Origin of the sequence: Microcoleus sp. BROC3 (genome assembly GCF_036702515.1) — a bacterium.
Lineage (GTDB): Bacteria > Cyanobacteriota > Cyanobacteriia > Cyanobacteriales > Microcoleaceae > Microcoleus.
The window spans coordinates 1-24,438 of record NZ_JAUBTQ010000078.1; the positions used below are offsets into that span (position 1 = coordinate 1).

Annotated in this window: 19 protein-coding genes, 1 tRNA gene and 7 pseudogenes; 13 read left to right on the top strand and 14 right to left on the bottom strand. The window is 44.1% G+C overall.

The genetic code is table 11. The features are described 5' to 3' along the window. The 10 genes and pseudogenes from QUB30_RS30160 to QUB30_RS30205 all read right to left on the bottom strand — a co-directional run. Positions 1–266: pseudogene (locus QUB30_RS30160) on the bottom strand (hypothetical protein); the annotation flags it as partial. Positions 267–312: 46 nt separating this feature from the next. Continuing rightward, a pseudogene (locus tag QUB30_RS30165) lies at positions 313–1,376 on the bottom strand (IS630 family transposase). A gap of 76 nt (positions 1,377–1,452) precedes the next feature. Further along, entirely contained in the window at positions 1,453–1,713 is a 261-nt protein-coding gene (locus QUB30_RS30170) for a hypothetical protein (protein ID WP_333341511.1), read from the bottom strand. Between the two features lie 611 nt (positions 1,714–2,324). Beyond that, positions 2,325–2,731: pseudogene (locus QUB30_RS30175) on the bottom strand (transposase); the annotation flags it as partial. A 112-nt stretch (positions 2,732–2,843) separates the two neighbouring features. After that, a pseudogene (locus tag QUB30_RS30180) lies at positions 2,844–3,032 on the bottom strand (transposase); the annotation flags it as partial. 23 nt (positions 3,033–3,055) lie between these two features. Then, a pseudogene (locus QUB30_RS30185) lies at positions 3,056–4,110 on the bottom strand (IS701 family transposase). Between the two features lie 73 nt (positions 4,111–4,183). Further along, a complete protein-coding gene (locus QUB30_RS30190) occupies positions 4,184–4,525 on the bottom strand; it encodes a transposase (RefSeq protein ID WP_333341541.1) in 342 nt (113 codons plus the stop codon). 15 nt (positions 4,526–4,540) lie between these two features. Beyond that, on the bottom strand, positions 4,541–4,741 hold the full coding sequence (locus QUB30_RS30195) for a winged helix-turn-helix domain-containing protein (protein ID WP_333341513.1): 201 nt from the start codon (positions 4,739–4,741) through the stop codon (positions 4,541–4,543). Positions 4,742–4,904: 163 nt separating this feature from the next. Then, entirely contained in the window at positions 4,905–5,063 is a 159-nt protein-coding gene (locus tag QUB30_RS30200; protein ID WP_333341515.1) for a hypothetical protein, read from the bottom strand. Positions 5,064–5,250: 187 nt separating this feature from the next. Then, positions 5,251–6,314, bottom strand: a pseudogene (locus QUB30_RS30205) (ISKra4 family transposase). Positions 6,315–6,628: 314 nt separating this feature from the next. Here QUB30_RS30205 and QUB30_RS34015 point away from each other — a divergent pair. Then, positions 6,629–6,724 carry a transposase-like zinc-binding domain-containing protein gene (locus QUB30_RS34015; protein ID WP_445300565.1) on the top strand — a complete coding sequence of 32 codons (96 nt, stop codon included), beginning with the start codon at positions 6,629–6,631 and terminating at the stop codon, positions 6,722–6,724. Positions 6,725–6,866: 142 nt separating this feature from the next. On the opposite strand, the pseudogene QUB30_RS30210 reads toward QUB30_RS34015, so the two are convergent. After that, positions 6,867–7,666: pseudogene (locus tag QUB30_RS30210) on the bottom strand (IS5 family transposase). An 803-nt stretch (positions 7,667–8,469) separates the two neighbouring features. Here QUB30_RS30210 and ltrA (QUB30_RS30215) point away from each other — a divergent pair. The 4 genes from ltrA (QUB30_RS30215) (at position 8,470) to QUB30_RS30230 (ending at position 14,809) form a co-directional block, all read left to right on the top strand. After that, the gene (gene ltrA, locus QUB30_RS30215) at positions 8,470–10,158 is read left to right on the top strand and encodes a group II intron reverse transcriptase/maturase (RefSeq protein ID WP_333341517.1); all 1,689 of its coding nucleotides are present in this window, start codon (positions 8,470–8,472) and stop codon (positions 10,156–10,158) included. A 776-nt stretch (positions 10,159–10,934) separates the two neighbouring features. Then, positions 10,935–12,599, top strand: a complete 1,665-nt coding sequence (gene ltrA / locus QUB30_RS30220) for a group II intron reverse transcriptase/maturase (RefSeq protein WP_333341519.1) — start codon at positions 10,935–10,937, stop codon at positions 12,597–12,599. 544 nt (positions 12,600–13,143) lie between these two features. Next, entirely contained in the window at positions 13,144–14,265 is a 1,122-nt protein-coding gene (gene ltrA, locus QUB30_RS30225; protein ID WP_333341521.1) for a group II intron reverse transcriptase/maturase, read from the top strand. Positions 14,266–14,656: 391 nt separating this feature from the next. Next, complete coding sequence (locus QUB30_RS30230) at positions 14,657–14,809, top strand: HNH endonuclease (protein WP_333341523.1); 153 nt, start codon at positions 14,657–14,659, stop codon at positions 14,807–14,809. A gap of 230 nt (positions 14,810–15,039) precedes the next feature. On the opposite strand, the gene QUB30_RS30235 is transcribed toward QUB30_RS30230, so the two are convergent. Continuing rightward, positions 15,040–15,124, bottom strand: a tRNA-Ser gene (locus QUB30_RS30235). A gap of 214 nt (positions 15,125–15,338) precedes the next feature. On the opposite strand from QUB30_RS30235, the gene QUB30_RS30240 reads away from it, so the two are divergent. From QUB30_RS30240 to moeB, 8 genes are all read left to right on the top strand, one after another. Further along, positions 15,339–15,707 carry a 2Fe-2S iron-sulfur cluster-binding protein gene (locus QUB30_RS30240; protein WP_333341525.1) on the top strand — a complete coding sequence of 123 codons (369 nt, stop codon included), beginning with the start codon at positions 15,339–15,341 and terminating at the stop codon, positions 15,705–15,707. Between the two features lie 34 nt (positions 15,708–15,741). Beyond that, complete coding sequence (locus tag QUB30_RS30245) at positions 15,742–16,257, top strand: thermonuclease family protein (RefSeq protein ID WP_333341527.1); 516 nt, start codon at positions 15,742–15,744, stop codon at positions 16,255–16,257. A gap of 208 nt (positions 16,258–16,465) precedes the next feature. Beyond that, on the top strand, positions 16,466–17,281 hold the full coding sequence (locus tag QUB30_RS30250; RefSeq protein ID WP_333341529.1) for an inositol monophosphatase family protein: 816 nt from the start codon (positions 16,466–16,468) through the stop codon (positions 17,279–17,281). Between the two features lie 101 nt (positions 17,282–17,382). Next, positions 17,383–18,273 carry a tetratricopeptide repeat protein gene (locus QUB30_RS30255; RefSeq protein WP_333341530.1) on the top strand — a complete coding sequence of 297 codons (891 nt, stop codon included), beginning with the start codon at positions 17,383–17,385 and terminating at the stop codon, positions 18,271–18,273. Positions 18,274–18,733: 460 nt separating this feature from the next. Next, positions 18,734–19,969, top strand: a complete 1,236-nt coding sequence (locus QUB30_RS30260; RefSeq protein WP_333341532.1) for an ATP phosphoribosyltransferase regulatory subunit — start codon at positions 18,734–18,736, stop codon at positions 19,967–19,969. Between the two features lie 144 nt (positions 19,970–20,113). Further along, complete coding sequence (locus tag QUB30_RS30265) at positions 20,114–20,341, top strand: ferredoxin family protein (protein ID WP_333054336.1); 228 nt, start codon at positions 20,114–20,116, stop codon at positions 20,339–20,341. A 294-nt stretch (positions 20,342–20,635) separates the two neighbouring features. Further along, complete coding sequence (locus tag QUB30_RS30270; RefSeq protein WP_333341534.1) at positions 20,636–21,115, top strand: M67 family metallopeptidase; 480 nt, start codon at positions 20,636–20,638, stop codon at positions 21,113–21,115. A gap of 79 nt (positions 21,116–21,194) precedes the next feature. After that, on the top strand, positions 21,195–22,367 hold the full coding sequence (moeB, locus tag QUB30_RS30275) for a molybdopterin-synthase adenylyltransferase MoeB (RefSeq protein WP_190743852.1): 1,173 nt from the start codon (positions 21,195–21,197) through the stop codon (positions 22,365–22,367). Positions 22,368–22,414: 47 nt separating this feature from the next. Here the strand turns inward: moeB and QUB30_RS30280 are convergent, their stop codons facing one another. Together QUB30_RS30280 and QUB30_RS30285 are read right to left on the bottom strand one after the other, a co-directional pair. Beyond that, entirely contained in the window at positions 22,415–23,977 is a 1,563-nt protein-coding gene (locus QUB30_RS30280; RefSeq protein WP_333341536.1) for a hypothetical protein, read from the bottom strand. After that, positions 23,964–24,326 (bottom strand): hypothetical protein, encoded by a 363-nt coding sequence (locus tag QUB30_RS30285; protein WP_333341538.1) that lies wholly within the window; start codon positions 24,324–24,326, stop codon positions 23,964–23,966. Before QUB30_RS30285 ends, QUB30_RS30280 begins: the two co-directional genes overlap by 14 nt. Positions 24,327–24,438: the final 112 nt, after the last annotated feature.

The window sequence follows — 24,438 nt, forward strand, 5'->3', positions numbered from 1 at the left end:
TCGTTCCACTGTGCACCTACAATCTTAATTCTTGCTCCAATCTGTTTAATTAAAGACTCTACAGCTCCCGAACCAATATCAATACCCTGCTGTTGATAATTCTGGTAATCTGGGATTCTTGACTGATGTTTTCGGAGATAATTCTGGAAATTTTTACTTTCTTTAGCTCTAACTCCTATAAACTCAGCTATAGCTTCTACTGTTGCTCCTTGCCACAGTTGGTTCTTCGCTCTCCTCAGTCGTTTGAGCGAACCTCCTACTCTATAGCAATCCTAAATCAATTGCAAAAATCTTGGGCTTCACTAATCCGGATTAACTTGGTATTAATTCAGGGTTGTTATAAAAAAAGCCATACATCTCTAGCTTGGGAAAATTAAAAGTCTGACAATGAGTTACAAGCATGAATAGTTTTTTAATAAGTGAGAAAGATTTACATAACTGCCAATTTTATCTCAGAAATCTTTTACCTTGCAGCCAAATATCTTCTACAGGGTTTTGCTCAGGTGCATGGTTGTGCAAATAATTCACATCTTATCAACCATTCAGATTTTTCTAAGTCCTGATTAACTAGGCCAAGATATTCTCGCATTTCGGCGTATTTATGATAACTTGCCCCATCCCAAAATATTAAAATTCTCGCTCCTGTATTTAGACTTTGAAGGTATTTTACAAACAAAACTGTATTTGCGGAATTTCCTGCTCCATATTCTCGCACAAAAAATTGTTTTGTTTGATAATTGAAAGCACCAAAATATGTTTGTCTTTCTCTCTGATTTGTCATGGGCACTTCTACTCTTGTATTAGTCTTTCCCCAAACATATCCACAGACATCGCCCCTCTTCAGATGACATTCATCAATCATATACACCACAAGTATTCCCGCTTCTATCTCTTCTCGGTTTTCTTCTAATATTCTCTCTATTTCTATCTTCTTGGTTTCTACCAATTTATCGTTTTTTTTGGGATTCTTCTTTTGAGTTTTCTGACAGCTAATCTTGGCTTCATCAAGCAATGTAGAATAGCTTTGACTTGATTTGAAGCGAACATCATACTTGTCTTCTATGTATTCCAGAAGCTCCTGTAAGCTCAAATACTCTTGAGCATCTAAGTAATTGATAATTTCCCGGCGTTGTTCTCGACTTAGATATGCTTTTGACCCTTGATATTTCAGCTTTAATTCTTTAACTCCATCTTTGATAATTTTTATTTTACATTGACTGATAAATGTTGCTGATACATTTAATATTTTTTTAATTTCAGAGCAAGGTACGCCCTCAATCCACATCATTACGGCTAAAGCTCGCTTCAATTCACGCTTAGTCGGGGTTGCTATCGATAAAATCCCTTAACTTTTTTAAAGATTGCTGCTCAGACATATTGTTTTTTCACTAATATCCAGTGGACAAGTATTATTATAGTCGACAACCATTGTAATTTGTAAGATTTTGTGAATCATTTAGGATTGCTATATGTAGATTTTCTATTCCCCTGATACCAATCGAGTACCTCTCTTCTTTTCTCAATAGTCCCAATTTGCTTAAACAGATTCCACACCCCATCATGACCATCCCCCAAGCAGGTTATCGCTTCACTTTGAGGTTGGCTATTTACCCATGCCACTAAATCTGGATTATTTTGGAAAAAAGCTGCCCCTACAAAGGCGATGTACCTTAACCGCCTTATAGTTCCTCCAGATACTTTCTTCTCCTTCATGAGTTCTCAGTCTGACATTTCCTCCGTCTATACTTAATGCTTCTACTTGCTCCGTAGCTTGAGCCGAGGAGAATTCGTAACGCTCTAATAGTCGATGTTGTGTAGTGTGCGGTACATAAATTCCTGTCAACATTTTGAGGTCTCTCTCGGGATTGGCAAAAGATTCATTTCCCACTAATAATAAACAACATTTTTCCAAATTAGGACTCAGACGACTTCCCTTCTTTACTCCCAGCCTTTGGGCTTGTTTACTCGATATAGTTATTTCTCCTACACAACTTTTTATGGTTCTTTTTCTACCCGAACCTTTTCCCCCCGCCGAGTGAAAAAAAAACCGCTAATTTCTGGTGCTACTGTCTCAATTAAATGTTCCCTCACACTCAGTTCTACGGATTCAAAGCTTTGTAGATTGTCTACTGGGGTATTCTTATAAAGGATCTCTGCTATTTCTTGGAGATTTATTTTGATCTTCTACTGTTCTTCTGGGGTCATGCGAACTTGGATTATGGTAATTTATCTGCTTTCTATTATGCCATCAGCTTAGCCAGACAATTGTCTGAGTATTTATACTGACTGCCAAAGTGGGATGCTCCCGATTTAGTGGTGGTGGCTTCTCGGATTTTTTTCACCATCTTTTGGTTCACTTTGACGGGCGAGGTTAACACTTATTCTTTGCCTAAAGTGAACCAATAGCGATGCGTCAAACTGAATTTCATTACTGTATGATGAAAAACCTCTAAATTACTGCAGGTATGGGTTTTCTCTGATTTGTTCCACAGTTTTGCGAGCGCTGGTTCCTAATTTTTCCTTGATGATTAATGCCCCCAATGCCATCCGAAAAGATGCAAGCTGGCGCTCCCATAGATTGAGCGAAATTTTGAGCGTATTCTGCTTCAAATTCCGACCACGGTATCAGTTGAGCCATCATTACCCAACGGTTATCTGAGGCTAATTTTCCCCCGTGAGGGAATTCAAAGCTTTCTGGTGGGGTGCCGTCGGGGTCAATTTTTCGGTACACAACTGTCAACGGTGGTGCAAGGGTTCTGTGCTATTTTACCTGTTTTCTTTGCACTTACCACCAGCGCTCGGGCGATTGAAGCGCAAGGCGTGGTGAACTTTTCAGCACTTATTCAGCAAGCCCTAATTATTAATTCTCCTGCATTTAAGAGACGATGCAATAAATACTCTAGCTCTTCAATTGATGTAAAAAGTCGATTGGCAATATATTCTTTTGTCGAATGCCATACTAATTCAGCTAAGTTATAGTCTGGGCTGTATCCGGGGAGGAATTATAAATGAAGATTAGGCATTTCTGTTTCAAGTTTTTTCAGGTACTTAGGACTTACGCATTGACAGAAAACGAACTATGTGTATGACAGTTGACTTTCTCGGACAAGTGTGAAACAATAAAGTCACGGGCTACTTTTAAGTAAAGATTTCTTTGGATTTCATACCAATTTTCTATTAAGTCTTCAGCTCGCATTAGTTCCAACTGGGTAAAGGCTCTAATTGCACAGAAAATATGAGTGCAAATCGCCGGGATTGTCTAACCATAAACCGTCCGATACCACACACTTGTTTGACAGATCTATGATACGTTTCTATGCCCCAATGAATGGAGTGAATTTCCTTGAAGTCCTGTTGAGTCAATTGGGATAATTCGTCAAGTTTTGGCAGGAATATAATATAAGATATCTCCCCCTGTTTTTTGAAGTATTTTTTATACAACCTTACCTGGCCAAATTGCTTGAGATGAACGACTAACCCATCAGGAGGAATATCAATTGTACTAACTTGAACCCATTGTCCAGACTGGATGCAGACTTTTCTATTTTTAGCGACTCTCATCAAAAAGCCCAGCTCCTTGTTTTTTAAGAACTGGAGATTTTCTCGACTTGAGTACCAACTATCTCCTGTCACAAATTTTGGGGTTAAGCCCCAGGATTCCACCTCAGCTATCATTTCTCTTAAATATTGATTTTTAGTTTTTCCCTCCCGTTTATCATAGATGCGATAATTAACAGGAACTGATAGGCCAGTCAGGTCAGTATAGTAGAGTGTAATCAGGTTGATCCCTTTTATAGGTCGGTGGTGAACTCCCGACCAAAAATATCCAATTAAATCAGCTTTATCCGGAGCTGAATAAGGTTTTTCTATCAGCGTATCGTCACCACTTAAGATTCCTCCTACGAGTTCAATCTTTGTTTTTACCATTTCAAATAAATCAAGCGGCTCGTATCGTTCCCGTAAAAGGAAACGATTGATGCTGTCATGGGAGACATTTTCCAGGATTTCTGCCAAACGGCAGCAGCCACTATACTTGGGCTCGGCTAGTAGAAACAAAGTATAGATGTCAAGGTGGCAAACCGCCGTGGATGGCTTTGTCAGTTGTCGGATGGTTTTGTACCTTTCTTCGCGCATCTCTCAACTAGAGTAAGCATATTTTGTGATTTTTGTCAATGCGTAAGTTCTAGTACTCTTCTTTTTTATGAAAACTAGCATGATCAAGAACAATCACTATTTTCGTTCCTTTTTCAGCAAATTCTGAGGCTTGATTACCTGCTGATACCCATTCATAGATTAGCTCTTCATAAAAGATTTTTAGCACTTGATAAAAATTATATGAATTACCTTTATTTAGGAACTCTACCCACCTTTTTTTATCCGAATTCCTCACTCCTCCCATTACATTCACTCTGCCTTTTCTTCGGTCTCCTCTGACCTTTTTTCGGCTGCCTTTTTTACACCATTTTTTTCTTATGGTGACTCTTAAACTAAATCCACTATCGTCCCAAAACCATACCTGTAACAGTTCTGGCGATTCTTTTTATGTTTTTAAATATTCGGCAATTTTTATTTTAAACGCTGTTCTTTTTTCGGGATTCCTCTTGGATGCTAGGCTATACTTTGCCCAGATATAAACATACTTTTTTTGCTTTAATATCCTCCGAACTTGTCCTCCACTTAATTTTGTTTCTGTGCATTCTTCTAAGAATGTTGCTAATCTCTGCGCTGTCCATCCTCCCAAATCATATCCTAATTCTTGAGGATATTTTTCTCTGGTTTCTATCTAATAATATTTCTATATATTTATCTGTGGCTTTTTTATGATTTCCCTTCATCCTTTCATCTATTAGACTTTCTAAATTGTCGGGGTCTCCCTTCATACACCAATAAGATACTTTATTGACTTAACAACCCAAAAAATCAGCGATTTTAGATTGTGTTTTTCCGTCATTGAGCAATAATATAATCAGAATTATTTCTCTAACATTTGCTTTTTCTTCCTCTCTTAAGGCTTTTTGTAGTTTCTCTATTTGTTTGGGATTGAGATGATTTTTGGCTGGCATTTTTGTATTAATTGACGGGAGCATCCCGGTTTTGTAAATGAGTAAAAGTATGATATAGTACAAAACTTTTCGCTCTCAACTATATAAAAGAACGCCAAAATTTTCGCCCTACCCTAACAAAACAGGCTTGTAGGAACATCTAAAGTGAAGCTAGGAGAATGGAAAAGAAGCAGGCGTCTATAAACTTCTAGATTATTAAATTATTCAAGTAAGCACACCTCAGTTTAAGCATTTGATTAATATTTTCATCTCGCCACTGAGCGCCGGAAATTTTCAATCTTCTATCAATCTGTTTCACCGACGATTCCACAGCTCCCGAACCTCGGCGAGCAAATTTTTTGAGTGGACAAGAGTTGATAGTTTACGATTCGATGTCGATGTTTTTTTAGGTAGTTACAAAAGTTTTCCGCTTGACGGCGACGGCACAACTCAAACAACTTAATTGTTTCATCTACACGACCCTGCCACAACAAATTTTTCGCTTGTGCTAGTCGTTTGTTAGACCCTCCTACTTTATGGAGATTTTCAAGTAAATGGAACCAGTCTAAGATTTCTCGGCGATTGCCATCTGGATTAAATTTAGCGATGAGATTCCAAATCCCATCGTGTCCATCGCCGTCTGACAAGTCAGTAGGGAATTTAACGGCTGACGATTGACATAATCAATCAAGACTTCATTTTCTTGAAAATATCCAGCATAAAAGCTGTCATGAAGCCGAACAGCTTTATAATCAAGCCAGTGACACCCCTCCCCTTTTGGTCTTCTCATCCGAACTTTCCCTCCGTCTACGCTGGTTTCTTGAATGGGGGATTCGGCTCTTGGTTCGACCAATTGTTGGTTTTCTACCAATCTATGTAAAGTGGTATGACCTATCTTAACTCCCGTCTGTACTTCCATTTCTTGGGACGCCTTGGAATATGATAAGTTTGCTACTTGTCGCAGGCAGCATTTTTCAAATAATGGAGCCAATTGAGTCGATTTTTTTAGGTTTAATTGTTCCGCTTGTTTTTCAGTTATTGTTAACTCACCCACACAGCTTTTTACGGTTCGGGGACGTCCTTTGTCTGTTCCCGTTGTTTCTTTGATAAAAAAAAAGCGACTTGGGGTCCCACCATTTCAAGCCATTGTTTTCTCAGGTGTCTTTCTATTCTTTCCCAGCTATCTAATGCCTCGGGGGGAGTGTTTTTATATAAAATTTTGGCAATTTCAGCAGTATAGGCTTGTAAACGTTCTTGTTCGTCCGGTGTCATGTTGGATTCCTAAAAATTATTCCTTGACTATTGTAACTCTTGATTTCCTCTATTCTGCAACGGCTCGAAAATAACTCATTGACCCTAAAACATATTTTTCGGCAAAGTTCTAGTAGGGAGCTTGAAAAAGTTTACAAAAATATCATACTTCTGCATATTTGCAAAACCGGGATGCTCCCTTAATTGACTAAACTAAATTTTTATTATACCCTATTTAAAGGCACAACAGCTTACTGCTTCAGCTTGAATAGTCAATAGGTAGTGTTCAAGATGTAATGATATAGGAGTAAAGTTTCTTTCCTTCTCCTCTGCTCATGCCTGCCTGTCCAACCTATGCCTCTTCCCGAACCATCAAAAATGGTCGCATCCACAACGGTAAACAGCGATTTAAGTGTCATGATTGTGGGTGACAATTTGCCCTTGCATCCTCAGAAAAAGGTGAGCCATTGAGCAACCCGGCAATTGATTGACCGCTTGTTGCTGGAACGTATTTCCCTGGCTGGCGTTGCCCGTGCGGTGGAGGATGTTTGAAAAGTTTTGAGGGGGCAAAATTTATGCCAACCGCCTCACCATCATACGGATCATCGCCCAGTAGATAAATGTCTCGCTCGGTTTCTGGCAATAACTCATAGTATCTAACTACTCGGCGGCACCCCATCAGCCAACCAAACGTTCGTTCTACCACCCACCTTTTTTTGAGTAACACGAACCCTTTGGTTTGCAAGGCGTCGCAGCACCACCTGCTTGGGTTTACTGGCAAACATCCATTACCCACATCATGAATGGATTCCCGTCGAAGCCACCATCAGCCCAAATGGTATGCAGTCTCTATACCCCTTTGCTCATCTGCTTGACCTGTTTGAGCATTTGTTTACCGCCTTATCGTTCTGGCACACGGGCTGCTGTAACCTTGACCCGCAATACCAATCTCATAGTATCGACTGTCATAAATCGTTTGCGGCCTTTAATTTGCTTGCCTGCATCGTAGCCCACTGATTGACCCACCCCCGCTGCACTCTTGACACTTTGACTATCAATGATGGCGGACGACGGGCACGGGGAGGCGTCCCTGTTCTACTCTCACCCACTCCCGTAACTTGTCAGGAATCCTCACCCAAGTCCCATCTTTACGCCAGTTGCGAAAGTAGGTGTACACCGTCTGCTTTCACTGGAAAGTCACTCCCGCAAGGCCCCCCAACGACACCCCTCACAGAGGATGTAGAAAATGGCACCATCGAATCTCCCACATATCGACTTCACGCGGACGACCACCGGGTAGTAAGGCGGGAATCATCTCGCCCGTGCAATTCAAATCGATCGCCAGTCAAGTTGCTGGGATAAGCTTTACTCATGTCGCTCACGGGCGTGCTGTGTACTACTTATTCGCAGCGTACACGCCCGTGAGCTTTTTTACTGCCTGACCGACTTTTCAAACACCCTCTTAGCGGAGGAGACAGAGGTGACTCTCGAACCTTACCCGACTACCTCCCATCGACTCAACCCAAGGGTGGAGATATCAAGGAGCCGAGTGCGGTGAAGCGCGACGTGCAAAGTCGCATTTGATGAGTAGAGAGCCGTCTCTCTCTGGGGTACTTCTCCTCAGTCCTCGTGTAAAAGACTCAATCCGAGTCCGGTCACAACGAAAGTAAGTAATAAAATCGTTGGAGTGCAGACCACACAAGCATCTAAGCTGATAGCCTAAATCGGTAGTGTATGCAAGAGGAAGAAAAGGAAGGGTTAACGATAAGTAAACGACTAATCTAGCTCCGTGATACACGAAAAGGTGAAATCAGGCTGGAATACCTTAACCAAAAGGTAAATAGCTGATTATTAGAAGTTTCGCTGTCTAATAAAGAAGTTCAAAAAGCTATCGGAGTATGAGTCGAACCCTAACCTTTTTCGCAGGTCATCAAAAGCGAAACACGGTAAGCCCAATAGACTCTCTCTTAAGGTCGAAACAAGAGAGTAAGCCAAGAGTAATCACAGCCGAATTGTCTAGGGGGTAAAGGAAGTCAGAGAAAGCGAACGCCCTGTGTAATGCAGAGGATAAGGGTTGAGGAATATCCCAACATCACACCGCCTGAAAATGGTAGCCCACTTCTGACAGGTCTTAAACGATAAACAGGATTCAAAGAAACTAAACGGAGATTGAAAGATGGAAACCACTATGGTTATCGGAGGCTCTGGACAACTTAACGACTGGTCACAGATTGAATGGAAATCAATCGTCAAGAATGTTAAGAATCTGAGGAAACTGATTTATCGTGCCACACAGAACTGTCAGTGGAATCAGGTCAGAAGCCTCACAAAACTGATGTTAAGAAGCTTCGACAATCTAATTTTGTCAGTGCGTAAAGTTACCCAACTGAATCAAGGAAAACGAACAGCAGGTGTGGACAAGGAGGTAGCATTAACACCTGAACAACGGGTAAAACTCATCCGAGAAATGGGGCAGCACACACTATGGAAGGTTAAACCCACCAAAAGAGTATATATACCAAAAGCCAATGGGAAGCAAAGACCATTAGGCATCCCCACCATCAAGGATAGAGTAGCACAAGCCATAGTTAAGAACGCTCTCGAACCAATCTGGGAAGCTCTTTTCGAGGCAAACAGTTATGGATTCAGAGTCGGAAGAAGTTGCCACGATGCCATTGAGCAGTGTTTTCTACGCCTACAAGGTAATAGAGACACATGGGTTCTGGATGCCGACCTATCAGGATTCTTCGATAATATCACTCATGAAACCATTCTACATTCCATAGGGAATTTCCCCGCCCGCAGCCTAATCAAGCAATGGTTAAAAGCAGGATACATAGACAAGGGAAAACTTCATGAAACACAAAGCGGAACGCCACAAGGAGGCATTATCAGCCCCCTACTGGCAAATATCGGCTTACAGGGTCGGGAAAACTTCTTGAGCCAATTCAAGAAGGTCAAAGGCTCATACAAATCCGATAGATATGGTTTCGTCCGATACGCAGACGACTTCATCGTCACCGCTACCTGTCAAGAAGACATAGAGAAAATCCGACCTGAAATCGAACAATGGCTATCCAACAAAGGGTTACAACTAAATAGGGAGAAAACCCGAATCGTGCACATCAGCGAAGGATTTAATTTTCTTGGGTTCAATCTCAGACAATACAAGGGCAAACTACCGATCAAACCGCAAAAAGAGAAAGTCCTGAAATTCCTTAAGGAAATCAGGGAATGGCTCAAAAGAAATAAAACGATAGAACAGAAAGTTGTCATTGAACAATTAAACCCCAAACTTCGAGGCTTGGGAAACTACTATCGCCATGCCGTCAGCAAAGAAGTGTTTAGCTACATCAGTTCTGAGGTATGGTATTCACTTTGGCGATGGGCAAAACGGCGACACCCAAACAAGAGCAAACGGTGGATTGCCAACCGATACTTTAAAATTAGAGGCAAAGGGTGGGAGTTTACCTGCAATGTCAAGGACAGAAAAGGTAACAACAAGGAAATTAGCCTATTTAACATAGCTAAAATACCCATCGAACGCCACATAAAGGTAAAAGGAACAGCATCCCCAGACGACCCCAACCTCACAAAATACTGGGCTAAAAGAGCCGCAAAATCTGGGAAAACCATCTGGGAAAAAGGGTCGAAGTATTACCAAATTGCCCAAAATCAAGGAGGGAAATGCCCTATCTGTGGCGAATATCTTAGCAATGGTGAAGCTATCGAAACACATCACATAGTACCAATGACAAAAGGAGGCTCGGATGACATCGACAATCTCCAGCACCTACACAAAATCTGTCATAAAGTGGTACACAGTGGTAAACGTACTGTGAAGGCAAAGGCCCCGGCCGGATGATGCGACAAGTGTCAAGTCCGGTTCAAAGGGGCGCGACCTCAAAGGTCGTTTGGCACGTGGAGCCTACTCCACTAAGGGATTCACACCCCTTACTCTCACGTAAAAGACTCTATTATCAGAGTCCGGTCACGGTCAAGTAGGTAACGAAACAACTGGAGTGCAGACCACGAAGCGCGACCTGAACTGGTCGTTTAGAACGGGAAGCCGACTTCCCTAGAGGATTCACACCCTCCACCCTCACGGAAAAGACTCAAAGCGAGTCCGGTCACGACCAAGTAGGTAACGAAACAGTCGGAGTGCAGACCCCGCAAGTAGCCGAAGCTAGCAGCCCAACGCCTGTTAGGAGCAAGAGGGTAACCTTCTATGGTGAACGAAAGTTAACTATCGCTTAAACTGCGTCATCTGCAAAAGAGCCAAATAAGGCTGACAGGCTCTAAACCAAAAGGTAAGTGGAAGGATTTATGGTTTTCGTGTCCATAAATTGTGTGAACAAAATCCCACCGCAGGATAGATAGCACCTAAAGAAGATTGAAAATCTAGACGATACAACAGGGTAAACCCTGCTGGGTCTATTGGAGGTCGATACCAATAGTAAGCCAAAGGTAACGGAGGCAGAAATTCCAGGAGGGTAAAGGATGGAGGAAAAAGCGAATGATGGCTAGTAATAAGCCAGATAGGGGTTGAAACATCATCCCTGACCGAAAGGAAAGCAGACTTCCTCTGGGTCTTATACGGAAGCAAATCTGACAAAGGAATCCAATCTGAGGATAAGTTAGATGGTGTCATCACTGGCAACAAACGGACTGAAGAGACGACTTGAAGATTGGAGCCAGATTAACTGGCAGAAAGTTAACAAGCTTGTTAGAAACCTACGTCAAAGAATCTTTCGTGCGAGAAGATTTGGTGACTTCCGTAGGCTACGGAGCTTACAGAAGTTAATGCTACGGAGCTACGCAAACTTGCTATTGTCGGTTCGACGTATCACTCAGACCAACCAAGGTAAAGCAACGGCAGGAATTGACACAGAAGTGGTCAATACCCCAAAGCAACGAGTGATTCTGGTAAATAATTGGGATGGGGGTAACCTCAAACCAACCCGAAGGGTGGAGATACCGAAGCCCAATGGTAAGAAACGACCGCTCGGCATCCCGACCGTGCGCGACAGAATCGAGCAGGCAATAGTAAAGAACGCATTAGAACCCGAATGGGAAGCCGTATTTGAGCAACACTCGTATGGTTTCCGACCGGGAAGAAGTTGTCAAGATGCCATAGACCAGGTGTACATTAGACTGGCACAAAACAAGAAAAAAGGGCGTATTGACAAATGGGTTCTAGAAGCTGACATCAAGGGATTCTTCGACAACATTGCCCATGAATCCATCCTGAACATGATGGGTAACTTCCCCAAAAGGGAACTCATCAAAGGATGGTTAAAAGCAGGGTTTGTGTTCCAAGGAAAATTTAATCCTACGGAACAAGGCACACCACAAGGCGGCGTAATCTCGCCGCTACTTGCCAATATCGGATTGCATGGCTTAGAAACCTACATAAAAGCCACCAATAAGAAACTTGGAGTGGTGAGATACGCTGATGACTTTATCGTTACGGCTAAAGACAAGCAAAGTCTCGAAATAGCTCAAACCTTGATTCAAACATGGATGTCCAAACGAGATCTTGAACTAAGCACTGAGAAGACGGTTATCACGTCAATGGAAGATGGCTTCGACTTTCTGGGGTTCAATTCCCGACACTACGATGGTAAACTCCTAATCAAGCCGTCGAAAAAGAAGGTGTTAGCCTTTTGTAAGCGGTTAGGCAAGGAAATCAAAAACCTCAATGGTGTAGAACAGGAAGTTCTAATCAGAAAGCTCAATCCAATTCTCAGAGGTTTTGCTAACTACTACAAAGGTGTAGTTAGCAAAGAAACCTTTAGCTACATCTCCTACAGACTGTGGCAATACCTTTGGCGTTGGGCAAAGCGTAGACACCCCAATAAGAATAAAAAATGGGTTCGCAAACGTTACTTCAAGACAATTAAAGGTAATCGGTGGATATTCGCTTGCTCCACAAGCAACAGACGAGGACAGGACAAAGAACTTGTCCTCTACCAAATTGCATCTACTCCCATCGAACGCCACATAAAAGTCAAGGGTGACGCTAGCCCAGACGACCCCTCGTTAAAAGAGTATTGGGATAAACGCCACCAAAAGCTTGGGAAAACCCGCTTCGATAAAGGTACTAAACTTTATACGATAGCAGAAAACCAAGGCTGGAAATGTCCAAAATGTGGCGAAGCACTATTCAACGGAGAGGAAATCGAAACCCATCATATAGTGCCTATTACTGAAGGTGGAACGGACGACATGGAAAATCTTCAGCACCTGCACAGCCCGTGCCACAAGCAGGTACATAAAACCCAAGTCAAATCTCGCTTGAAGTAAGGCTTGAGCGCAGTGAGTTGGAAACTCTCATGCTGCGTTCTTAGGGGAGGGGAGAGCGGCGACGCTCGAACCTTACCCGACTGTAGCCGAAGCTGACAGCCTAAGTCGGTCAGGAGCTAGAGAGAGTTCTCGAATGGTGAACGAAAGTGAACTATCTTTAAACGGCGTAATACCGGGAGTGTCCAAATAAGGCTGATAGGACATTATGGGTGGATTTATAACTCCCTTATTTATGAGTCGTGTGAACTTAAACCCATCGCTGAACTAGATAGCACCTAACCGAGAATGTAAAACCAAACGATACGACAGGGTAAGTCCTACAGAGTCTAGGAGAGGTCGAATACTCCTAGTAGGTCTAAGGTAACGAGGACACAACACTCGGTCGGATAGAGGAAGGGTTAAAAAGCGAATGCTGAGTTGTAATGATTCAGATAGGAGTTCAAAATTTGCTCCTGAACGAAAGTAATAGCAGACTTAACCTCGGTCTAACACGAATAGAAGAAAAGACAAAGAAATCGAACTCAATGACAAGTTAGCTCCTGCCATGAAAATGACCGTAAACGGACAAAGAGAACGGCTGAAAGATTGGAGCCAGATTAACTGGAGACAGATGAGTAAAGGCGTGAGAAATCTACGTCGAAGAATCTTTCGTGCCTCAGAGACTGGTAATTTTCGCAAGTTGAGAAACTTGCAAAAATTGATGCTAAGAAGTTACGCCAACCTATTATTGTCTTTCCGACAAATCACTCAAACCAATCAAGGTAAACAAACTGCGGGTATTGATAAGGAGGTAATCAATTCACCAGCCCAAAGAGTGCAATTTGTTAATACATGGAGGGGTGGAAATCAAAAACCTGTTCGGCGAGTAGAAATCCCCAATAAAAATGGCAAAATGCGTCACCTCGGTATCCCAACCGTCAGGGATAGAGTCATGCAGGCAATAGTTAAAAATACACTGGAACCTGAGTGGGAAGCTAGATTTGAACCCAATTCCTATGGGTTCCGACCGGGCAGAAGTTGTCAAGATGCTATCGAACAATCATTCACCAGATTAAGTGACAATCCCAGAGGTAGCAATGATAAATGGGTTCTTGAAGCTGATATAAAAGGCTTTTTTGACAACATCGCCCATGAATCTATCCTAAAAATGATTAGTAACTTTCCTAAAAGAGGACTAATCGAAGGATGGTTAAAAGCTGGATTTGTTCTCAAAGGAAAACTAAACCCCACAGAGACGGGCACACCACAGGGAGGAGTCATCTCCCCACTTCTAGCCAACATCGGACTGCATGGATTAGAAACATATATAAAATCCACCAACCACCGACTAGGCGTGGTCAGATATGCTGATGACTTTATTGTCACAGCTAGAGACAAAGGAAGTCTCGAAACTGCCAAAATCCAGATTCAAGCGTGGATGTCCGAACAAGGACTCGAACTCAGTGTCCAGAAGACGTTAATCACGTCAATAGAAGATGGCTTCGACTTCTTGGGTTATAACCTCAGACATTACAACAGAAAACTGTTAATCAAACCCTCAAAACCTAAAGTTCTCAATTTTTGCAAGAGAATCGGTCAAGAGATAAAAAGTCTGGATGGGAGTAACCAAGAGGCAATAATTAGAAAGCTGAATCCGATTCGAGCGGGGTTTTGCCAACTACTATAGAGGGGTAGTTAGCAAGCAAACCTTCAGTTACATTTCACACAGGGTATGGGAATACCTCTGGCGGTGGTGTAAACGCCAACATCCTAAGAAAAACACAAAGTGGGTCAGAAAAAGATACTTTAAAACCATCAAAGGCAATAAATGGACGTTCGCTACCATAATTAGCGACCGCCGAGGAAAAGAGAAAATTATTACTCTTTACCAGATAGCGTACACGCCCATCGAACCTCACATAAAGGTTAAAGGGAATACTTCACCTGACAACCCTCTTCAACAAGAATATTGGCTCAATCGAAACCAAAGACTAGGCAAATCATACTGGAGTAAGGGCAGTAAATACTATTCCATCGCTCAAAATCAAAACTGGACTTGTCCTATCTGCGGAGAGCTATTGTTAAATGGAGAGGAAATAGAAACCCACCACATAGTACCTGTTGCTAAAGGCGGTACTGACGACGAGTACAACCTACAGCACGTCCATCTAGCTTGTCACAAACAGGTACATTCCAAAACTCAAACCCAGTCTCAAAAGGCCTTAAGTTAGGCTTGAGCGCAGTGAGTTGGAAACTCTCATGCTGCGTTCTCAGAGGAGGGGAGAGCGGCGACGCTCGAACCTTACCCGACGAGGGAGATACGGCGACGTATGCTCTCTTACCCAACAGTTTCACGTCCGGTTCTGAAGGAGAGGTAGGGCTAGAAATACCCCTATCGACTCTAACCTCATATCAGAGATTTTTTTGGCAAGCTGTTTTTTTTCCTTAACAGCTTGTTTAACGGAGAGGGAGGGATTCGAACCCTCGTTAAGTTGCCCTAAACACACTTTCCAGGCGTGCGCCTTCAACCGCTCGGCCACCTCTCCAGGGCTAAATTCATTCATTTAGCCACAGCTAAACTATCTTAGCAGAACAAATCTGATTTGGGAAGGGGTAACGGCATAAATTTGCTGTTTAATATGGGTAGGGTGTAAAACGGGCAGGCTTGGGTTCTTCTCTGTGGGTCGCAAACCCATTCATTTCAAGGATCTTGCCCCGCCAACCCCAATCTAAAATCTAAAATCTAAAATCTAAAATTCCATGACTAACTCTTACACAATTAAAATTCATAACAGACAGACAGGCGATCGCCAGACCGTGCGAGTACCCGAAGACCGCTACATCCTCCAAAGCGCCGAAAACCAAGGAGTAGAATTGCCCTTTTCCTGCCGCAACGGCGCTTGTACCGCCTGTGCGGTGCGCGTCAAGTCGGGCGAATTGCACCAGCCAGAAGCAATGGGGCTTTCTGTGGAACTGCAAAAAGAAGGTTATGCCCTGCTGTGCGTCAGCTATCCCCGTTCCAACATCGAGGTAGAGACGCAAGACGAAGACGAAGTGTACGAACTGCAATTCGGCCGTTACTTCGGCAAAGGTAAAGTTAAAGCCGGTTTGCCGTTGGATGAAGAATAAGGCAATTTGATAAATTATCAACTACCAATTATCCATGCTCTATCGGTTATGTGCGATCGCCCTTTGTCTGTTGCTAGCTAGCTGCCAAAAACCAGAAATGCCCCAAGGTACGATCGCCAAAGTAGAAAGGGCCATCAGCGGGCAAACAATCGAAGTTATCAGTACAGCCGACAAAATAGCCTTATTAGAACAAGTCAGGCTGATTGGTATTGATGCACCGGATTTAAAACAGCAGCCTTGGGGAGAAGCAGCCAAACAAAGACTAGAACAGCTAACTGGGGGAAAACAGGTATTGTTAGAATCAGACATCGAAGAGAAAGACCAGTTCGATCGCAAACTAGCCTACTTGTGGCAAGATAAAATTTTGCTCAACGAACAGCTAATAAAAGAAGGTTATGCCCTGGCCTCAGTTCGATCGCCCAACACCAAATACCAGCAGCGACTCGCGAACGCTCAAGAATGGGCGAGACTCATGGGTAAAGGTCTGTGGAATCCAGAACGAGCATTGCGCCAAACTCCCGCAGAATTTCGCCAGCAAAATCGGCAATAGTCATTAGTCAGTAGTCATGTCCGCTCGTTCCTAGGCTCTGCCTGAGAACGCAGATCCGGAGGCTCTGCCTCCATTTTTTTCAGCCGAGGCAGAGCCTCTAGATATAGGTTCCCAGGCAAAGCCTAGGAACCAGTTATTCTTGCCTCTTCCATCTTCCATCTTCCTTCGTGTCCTTCGCGTCTTCGCGGTTCGTACTTCCCTCTTCCTAATGACTGACAATCAACTGCAAAACTTCTTAGAAATAGCCACCGAAGCAGCCCTAGCCGCCGGTTCCGTCCTGAAATCTTTCTGCGGAAAATTAGAAAAAATTCAAGAAAAAGGTCGATCGGGCGATTTAGTGACAGAAGCCGACAAAGCCTCAGAAGCCGTCATCTTAGAAATTCTCGGCCGCCACGTACCCGACCACGCCATCCTCGCCGAAGAATCCGGCAAATTAGGGGATGCCAGCAGCAAATACCTGTGGGCGATCGACCCTTTGGACGGCACAACCAATTTTGCTCACCAATATCCTTTTTGGGCCGTGTCGATCGGACTTTTAATCGACGGCATACCACAAATTGGAGTAATTTACGACCCTTTTCATAATGAATTATTTCGGGCAGGCAAAGGATTGGGAGCAACCTGCAACCGTTCGCAGATCGAAGTTTCCCAAATCTCAGAATTGAGAACCAGCTTGCTAGTCACTGGCTTTGCATACGATCGGCGCGAAACAGCAGACAATAACTATGCCGAATTCTGTCACCTTACCCACCTCACCCAAGGCGTGCGCCGCAGCGGTTCCGCATCCCTAGACCTGGCACACCTCGCGATGGGGCGATCGGACGGATACTGGGAACGGGGACTCGCCCCTTGGGACGTAGCAGCAGGTGTAGTCATCGTCTCCGAAGCGGGAGGTCAAATTACAGCTTATGACGGCAGTGCCTTTGAGATGAACTCGGGTCGGATTTTGGCCACAAACGGCAAAATACACGCCGAACTCAGCAGCGCACTGCTAGCAGTTCCTCCCTTATCTTCTTGGAAGTAGCGCCTCCCAGCAATAGATCGGGGGTAGTACGGGGGTCACAACCCCTTGACTCAAGCTACATTAAAGAATAGTGAAAAGCCAGGAAAGGAAGAGTAAAAGTTATGTCTTTTGAAATGACAAAAGGGCTGTTCAAGTATGACTTTACAGATCAGCACGCAATTTTGGGAATTCCCTTAGACGCCGAGTTTAACGACATCCGCAAGCGCTACATGAAAATCGCCCGCCGGTTGCATTCGGATACTTGCTCTTTTGAAAGCCAAGCCGATAAAGATTGGGCTAACCAATTTTTGTCAAAAGTAGTCAATCCGGCTTACAACAAATTCTCCAAGGAAAGCGATCGCAAAGAATACAGCCTGCTATTAGCAGCCATCGGCAAGCGCGTTGTTAAAGAACAGGCGAAAATGCAAATTGAAAGCGAAGCCGCCAAACAGTTAGCTACCGCTAAAGATTGGGAAGAAGCTTACAAAACAGCAGTTAGCAAACTCGCTCTCAAGCAGTACGAATCAGTTAAGGAAACGCAAGAGGCGATCGATCAAATTAGCGAACTTAACATGGTTTACCTGCTGCGAAAAGAGCGCCAAGCCCCAACCGATGTAAAAAAAACAGACCCCCCAACCCCAACCCCCACTCCAACCCCAACCCCAACCCCAACCCCAACTCCGGCAACAGGCTCGCCTGCCGAACCCTATTGCCGCCGAGCTCAAGGATTTATGGACAGCAAAAATTACGCTAAAGCAAGTTTGGAGTTGAGGGAAGCCCTGAAGCGCGATCCGAAACACAGCAAGGCCCACGCTTTGTTAGCAATGTGTTACCTCGAACAAAATCAAGCCACAATGGCAAAACTTGAGATGAACAAAGCTTTGGCATCAAATCCTGAAGAACCGACGGCTTTGGAGGTTAAGAAAAAGCTGGAACAAGCTTCCGCAAAAGCAAAAAAAGGTGATGATAAACCAGGATTTTTTGCAAGTTTGTTTGGCGGGAAGAAGAAGTGAGAAGTTGTGAGTTGTGAGTTGGCAATATTTAGAAATTGGTAAACTGCTCAGTAGTGAAGTGATCTCGCTCAAAAGAATCAAGAATTGGTGAGATCACATCCGATCGCAGTCGGAATTATACCGTCAGTGCGATCGTCCCGCGAGATCGGGTGCTCCAGAAAGAGCGGGACGATCGCACTGACGGGGAAAATGATTATTTCGATGGAAACGAAAAGGATATGACGCCTGAATTTGTTAAAGTCGAATGTTAAGCTTGCCTGCTTCGACTTTAACACCGTTCCCTAAAGCTAAGCCTCTGGGCCCAATCTAAAATCTAAAATCTAAAATCTAAAATTGATATGACACCTTAATTTGTTAAAGTCAAATGTTAAGCTTGCCTCGTTAGACTTTAACACCGTCCATAAAGCTAAGCTTCTAAGCCCAATCTAAAATCTTCTAAAGTCTAAAATCTAAAATTGATATGGTTCACCAACCCCCATCCGGTGCAAGAGATTTATTGCCCCTTGACGTTGCTCAAAAAATTTCGATCGAACGGCGCTTGCAGCAGGTTTTTCACCGCTGGGGCTATCACCGGATTATTACTTCTACTCTAGAAAGGCTGGAGACTTTGATGGCTGGGGGCGCGATCGACCGATCGACCTTAATTCAACTGCAAGACGCCGAGGATGGAGAACTGGGTTTGCGGCCGGAATTGACAGCATCGATCGCCCGGGCGGCTGCGATGCGGATGGCCGGGACTCGCTGGCAGCCTCAGCGCCTCTACTACAACGCCAACGTGTTCCGCAAAGGCCCAGATACTGGCTCAGGCGGGCAACAGGAGTTCTATCAAGCTGGGGTAGAGCTGCTCGGCGCGGGGGGGACGGTTGCGGATGCAGAAGTGCTGCTGCTGCTGTCTGAGTGCTTGCAGAGCTTGGGAATTGATGGCTGGCATTTGGTTTTGGGAGAAGCGGGCTTGACTGCAAGATTGCTGGAACCGTTTCCGCCAAATGTGCGCCAAAAAGTTCGGGGGGCGATCGCCAATCTCGATCGAATTGCCTTGGAAACTTTGCCGCTGTCAACCGAATTGCGAGAAAGAGCTCTGCTGTTATTTGACTTGCGCGGCCGCCCAGAAAACGTGTTGCCAATTGTTGCCAAACTAGATTTAGATTTGCCGCAGCAAGCCGCGTTAAACAATCTCAAATCGGCGATCGAATTGCTGCACCAATGTCAATCAAAAATCCCCAATCTAAAATCCCACATTCACCTCGATTTGAGTTTAATTCAAACATTTGACTACTACACTGGAATTGTGTTTGAAGTTGTCAGCAGCAGCAAGACAGGACAGCGAGTTTTAGGACAAGGGGGACGCTACGACCAACTGTTGGGACTGTTCGATCCCCAAGGGCAAAATTCCCCCGGCATTGGGTTTTGTCTGAATATTGAAGATTTGCACCAAGTTTTGCTGACAGAGGGGCAATTGCCCACTCAGACGCCAGCTAGCGACTGGTTGGTTGTGGCTCAAACTCCTGAAGCTAGTGCCGCCGCGTTTGCTTACGCTCGCAAACTCCGAGAGTCTACTCACCTAGTTCGGGTAGAAATAGATTTAGAGAGTCGGGAGACAGCAGAGTCGGCGCGGGAATACGCGCGCGATCGACGAATTGCTCAAATTGCTTGGGTAAATGCCGAGGGATTCCCAACAATTGAAACGGTAAATTAGGCTAATTAGTAATTGGTAATTAGTAGTTGGTAATTGGTTAAAAATCACCCGATATGATATTATGTATCCTGCTGATTGATAGAAGGTTTTGCCAATTGCTAATTGCTAATTCCCTATCTACCTAAAATGTTTTGAGAGAACACTATGGCACACACTATTGTTACGAATATTTGCGAGGGAATTGCTGATTGCGTTGGCGCTTGTCCGGTTGCTTGTATTCACCCTGGTCCCGGCAAAAATGTCAAGGGTACTGATTGGTTTTGGATTGATTTTGATACCTGTATTGACTGCGGTATTTGTTTGCAGGTGTGTCCTGTTGAAGGTGCGATCGTTCCAGATGAGCGACCTGAGTTGCAGCAAACTCCGACTTGATGGCATTAATTAAATTCATCCGTAAGGTGCGCATGGCGCACCCTACATTTTTTTATGAACCGCAGAGGGCGCAGAGGACACAGAGAAGAAGGGTGAGAAATATTGGAAGAAAAATCTAACGTTTAGATATCTAAGTGCAGGTAATTAATTATGTTACTTTTGTGAGCTCTTTCTCTTCCCTTCTCTTCTCTTCCTACCCTTCGGGAACGGCTTCGCCGAACGTTTCCTTCACGTCTTCGCGGTTCGTTAAAAAAGCCCGATCGCACTTTACAAAAAAAACTACAATAAAATCCTATGCAGCCGATCGCACTTTCCGACTCTCACATTTTATCCATCCGCACCCACGCCGAAAGCGCTTATCCTGAAGAATGCTGCGGTTTGTTGCTCGGTCGAGTTAGTGGCGATGTTAAAACTGTGGTAGAAGTTTGGCCGACTGACAATGCTTGGAGTTCTGAGGCTGAAGAGAATTGGCCTGAACAAAAAGGATTGACAGAAAGACGCAGATATGCTATCCGACCCGAAGATATGTTGCGGGCGATGAAACATGGGCGCGATCGCACTCTGGATATTATCGGCATATATCATTCTCACACGGATTGTCCCGCAGTGCCCTCAGAGTGCGATCGGACATTAGCCTGGGCCGAATACTCTTACATCATTGTGTCAGTCCGACAAGGCTGTTCAGAAGACCTCCGCAGTTGGAGTCTTGACGGAGAGGGGAACTTTCAAGCAGAGGAAATTCTCGCACTGGAACCGACTGAGATTAAGAAATAATTAGTAAAAATAACAAACACGTAAAAATGCGAAAGATTCAGATAGGATATAATTCAAAATCTGCGCTACACACAATATCATGCTAAATCCTAATCTGGACGAGATCCAGCTCAACAAACAAGAATACGAACGCTACTCTCGCCACCTCATCCTGCCAGAAGTTGGATTGGAAGGGCAGAAGCGTCTCAAAGCTGCCAGCGTGCTCTGCATCGGTACGGGAGGTCTCGGTTCGCCGCTGCTGCTGTATTTAGCCGCCGCCGGTGTTGGCCGCATTGGGATTGTAGACTTTGATGTTGTAGACCATTCCAATTTGCAGCGGCAAGTAATTCACGGCACTTCTTGGGTTGGGAAACCGAAGATTGAGTCTGCTAAAAATCGGATTTTAGAAATTAATCCTTTTTGTCAAGTTGATTTGTACGAAACTCGCGTTAGTTCGGAAAATGCGATCGACATTGCCACTCCTTACGATATCATCATCGACGGGACGGACAACTTCCCGACTCGCTATTTGATGAACGACGTTTGCGTGCTTTTAAACAAGCCGAACGTCTACGGTTCTATCTTCCGATTTGAAGGACAAGCAACAGTTTTCAACTACGAAGGCGGCCCGAATTACCGCGATTTGTACCCGGAACCCCCCCCTCCTGGGATGGTTCCTTCTTGTGCAGAAGGCGGCGTTTTAGGCGTTTTGTGCGGAGTTGTCGGTTCTATCCAAGCAACAGAAGCTATCAAAATTATCTTGGGTCAAGGCACTACTTTGAGCGGCAGATTGTTGCTTTACAATGCCTTAGATATGACGTTCCGGCAATTGAAACTGCGGCCGAATCCAGTGCGCCCGGTAATTGAAAAGTTAATCGATTACGAACAATTCTGCGGCATTCCTCAAGCAAAAGCGCAGGAAGCAAGTCAGCAAACGCAAATTCCTGAGATGACTGTCACGGAACTTAAAGAGTTAATCGATAGCGGTGCGAAGGATTTTGTATTGTTGGATGTTCGCAATCCCAACGAGTATCAAATTTGTCAAATTCCTGGGTCGGTTTTGGTTCCTTTGCCGGATATCGAACACGGCGCAGGTGTTGCCAAGGTCAAGGAATTGTTGAACGGACACCGCTTGATTGCACACTGCAAAATGGGCGGACGTTCTGCGAAGGCTTTGGGGATTTTGAAGGAAGCCGGAATTGAGGGGATTAATGTTAAGGGCGGGATTACTGCTTGGAGTGAAGAAGTAGACCCATCTGTACCTCAATATTAAGGTTAATCTTTTTCTGGGGCGGGTGATTTGCCCGCCCGGAACCGGGATTATGGCGGCGGCAACTGTTTATTTCTACTTAGTAGATTCTTGAACTTACCTAGTAGATTCTTGAACTTGCCACTCCACATAACCAAAAGCGAAACCCCAAACCCCGCACCGATACTAATCAACAATACGAAGGCAAAAGAATTAATTCCCACCTTCAGGAAAGGCAAAGGCAAAGCAACTATTTGATTCGGCGGGTCTTGTTTAATTAAATAAGGAGAACTTCCAGCCACTACCCCGGCTACTCCCAAACCAAAGCCGACAGCTTGAATCGTTACCTCTAGTTTGGCATTCCGATAAGCTTCTTCGATCGCCACAATAGCTCTAATTGCCTCGGTTGCTTGGTCTAGCAAGCCGGAACCGTGTTTGAAATAGCCTAAATCTGCTTGAATCTGCCTTTGAAACTGCGGGCAAGTTTCTTTGCTGAATGTTTCGAGAAAACTTAAATTGGCATCACTATCATTGTACTTTTTAGCTGCTTTGATGTCAAGACTTATTTGATTTAATTTATCTTGGTAATTCTGGGCGTTAATGGCGATCGTATTTTGGCGAAACTCCAAATCAATCAGCATTCGGGCATACTTCACAGCGCGAGGTGGCATCTCAATCATCTGAGCTTCCAGATATTTTAATTCTTCCTCCTTTAAACCCGCACCTTTCGATTGCCTCTGCTGAGCTTGATCTCGCTGCAAATACTTAAAAGTCTTGTCAATATCCAGTTCAATTTGTTTGTATTCCTCGCGAGTCACCAGGTAAAGTTTGCGGCTGTCGTGATAAGCGCGAAGAATCTTATTTCGGTACAAAAACAAATCCATAAAATCGCTGTACCGCGTCTCATCCCAGATTTCATCAGTTGCGGAACTGTTGAAAAACCAGACGATAACGTGGCAGTCGGTCTCTTGCCGACTCGGATTGCCGTATTCTAAAATCGGGCTACCGAACAATTCGCCTTGACGGTAAAAATCGGGCAGATTTTGACCGGAAATCAACTTTTCCAGACACTGTTTGCCTAAAGCTTGGAGAAACTGCGAATCTGCCCGCGCCGCCTGATTTTGTTCGACACTCAGCCAAGCTGTAAGCAGCAGAGTTTGCCCGAAATAACTCTGCACGAAATCCGGCAGCAAGCAGTTATCGGGATTAAATTCCTTGAAAATGCTAACATCGACAGCAGGTGTTTTAATGCCGTTAAGTTTTTCGGGAACGCGAATTTGTAAACCCAAAGCGTAGCTGTCATCAATCCGCAGCGGTTGGGCGAAACCTTTGAGATTAATTTGCTGATTATCGTGGGAAATATTCTTAGCAAAGGGGAGAGAATTCCGGTTGCCAACAACTTCTTTTTCTTTATTAATCAGGTTAACTCGCCATCCGGCAGGTTCGTCTTTTTTGGACAAGTAGCTGCCGTTGAATGCCGTACCGACTGCTAATTTAGTTTGCAAAATCTCATCGCACTTCTGCCACAAACGGGCGAATTCCACAGGGGAACTCGACTCTGATTCTAGAGGTTGGCAGAGGTGAAAGGCAAATAAATAGACATTGGGGGCATAAATTTTGCTACTTGGAGTCATTGCTGGTATCTGATTGATTATCTAGTGCGATTTCTTGAAGTTTTTTGTAGCTATCTTCAATGCTTTGACGCAGAGTTTGAGTGATATTGGTTAGTGGCGGTGTTGTACTTGGGGTGGGTTCGCCCGCGTCGTCGATTTCTTTCCGCAGACAATCTCTTAATGCGTCTCCCAATCCATTCTTGCCACACCACTTGCTGATAGTGAAAGCAATGGGAAACAATTCCTCATCTGCGGATTCTGCTATTTCTTCCTCTAATTGGGGTAATTTTTTCCAGGCTGTCGGCATGAAGATACTCGGATTTTCGTGCAGCCATTTGAGAAAGATAGTGATAACTTTGTCAGGTTCCATTGTAATTACTCCCGTGATTTTAAAAATATAAATTTGTAGATACTGTCTTGACCTGTCAAGGGGTAGCAGTCAAATAATTGGGGTCGAAAGGCTTTTGGGATTTTAAAATCCC

Coding starts and splice junctions, on each gene's coding strand:
- QUB30_RS30200 (WP_333341515.1), bottom strand. CDS start 5,063: ATGCCAGCCAAAAATCATCTCAATCCCAAACAAATAGAGAAACTACAA.
- QUB30_RS30250 (WP_333341529.1), top strand. CDS start 16,466: ATGACTGACAATCAACTGCAAAACTTCTTAGAAATAGCCACCGAAGCA.
- QUB30_RS30245 (WP_333341527.1), top strand. CDS start 15,742: ATGCTCTATCGGTTATGTGCGATCGCCCTTTGTCTGTTGCTAGCTAGC.
- QUB30_RS30285 (WP_333341538.1), bottom strand. CDS start 24,326: ATGGAACCTGACAAAGTTATCACTATCTTTCTCAAATGGCTGCACGAA.
- QUB30_RS30270 (WP_333341534.1), top strand. CDS start 20,636: ATGCAGCCGATCGCACTTTCCGACTCTCACATTTTATCCATCCGCACC.
- QUB30_RS30260 (WP_333341532.1), top strand. CDS start 18,734: ATGGTTCACCAACCCCCATCCGGTGCAAGAGATTTATTGCCCCTTGAC.
- QUB30_RS30240 (WP_333341525.1), top strand. CDS start 15,339: ATGACTAACTCTTACACAATTAAAATTCATAACAGACAGACAGGCGAT.
- ltrA (WP_333341517.1), top strand. CDS start 8,470: ATGGAAACCACTATGGTTATCGGAGGCTCTGGACAACTTAACGACTGG.
- QUB30_RS30255 (WP_333341530.1), top strand. CDS start 17,383: ATGTCTTTTGAAATGACAAAAGGGCTGTTCAAGTATGACTTTACAGAT.
- QUB30_RS34015 (WP_445300565.1), top strand. CDS start 6,629: ATGCCTGCCTGTCCAACCTATGCCTCTTCCCGAACCATCAAAAATGGT.
- QUB30_RS30280 (WP_333341536.1), bottom strand. CDS start 23,977: ATGACTCCAAGTAGCAAAATTTATGCCCCCAATGTCTATTTATTTGCC.
- QUB30_RS30265 (WP_333054336.1), top strand. CDS start 20,114: ATGGCACACACTATTGTTACGAATATTTGCGAGGGAATTGCTGATTGC.
- QUB30_RS30170 (WP_333341511.1), bottom strand. CDS start 1,713: ATGAAGGAGAAGAAAGTATCTGGAGGAACTATAAGGCGGTTAAGGTAC.
- ltrA (WP_333341521.1), top strand. CDS start 13,144: ATGAAAATGACCGTAAACGGACAAAGAGAACGGCTGAAAGATTGGAGC.
- moeB (WP_190743852.1), top strand. CDS start 21,195: ATGCTAAATCCTAATCTGGACGAGATCCAGCTCAACAAACAAGAATAC.
- ltrA (WP_333341519.1), top strand. CDS start 10,935: ATGGTGTCATCACTGGCAACAAACGGACTGAAGAGACGACTTGAAGAT.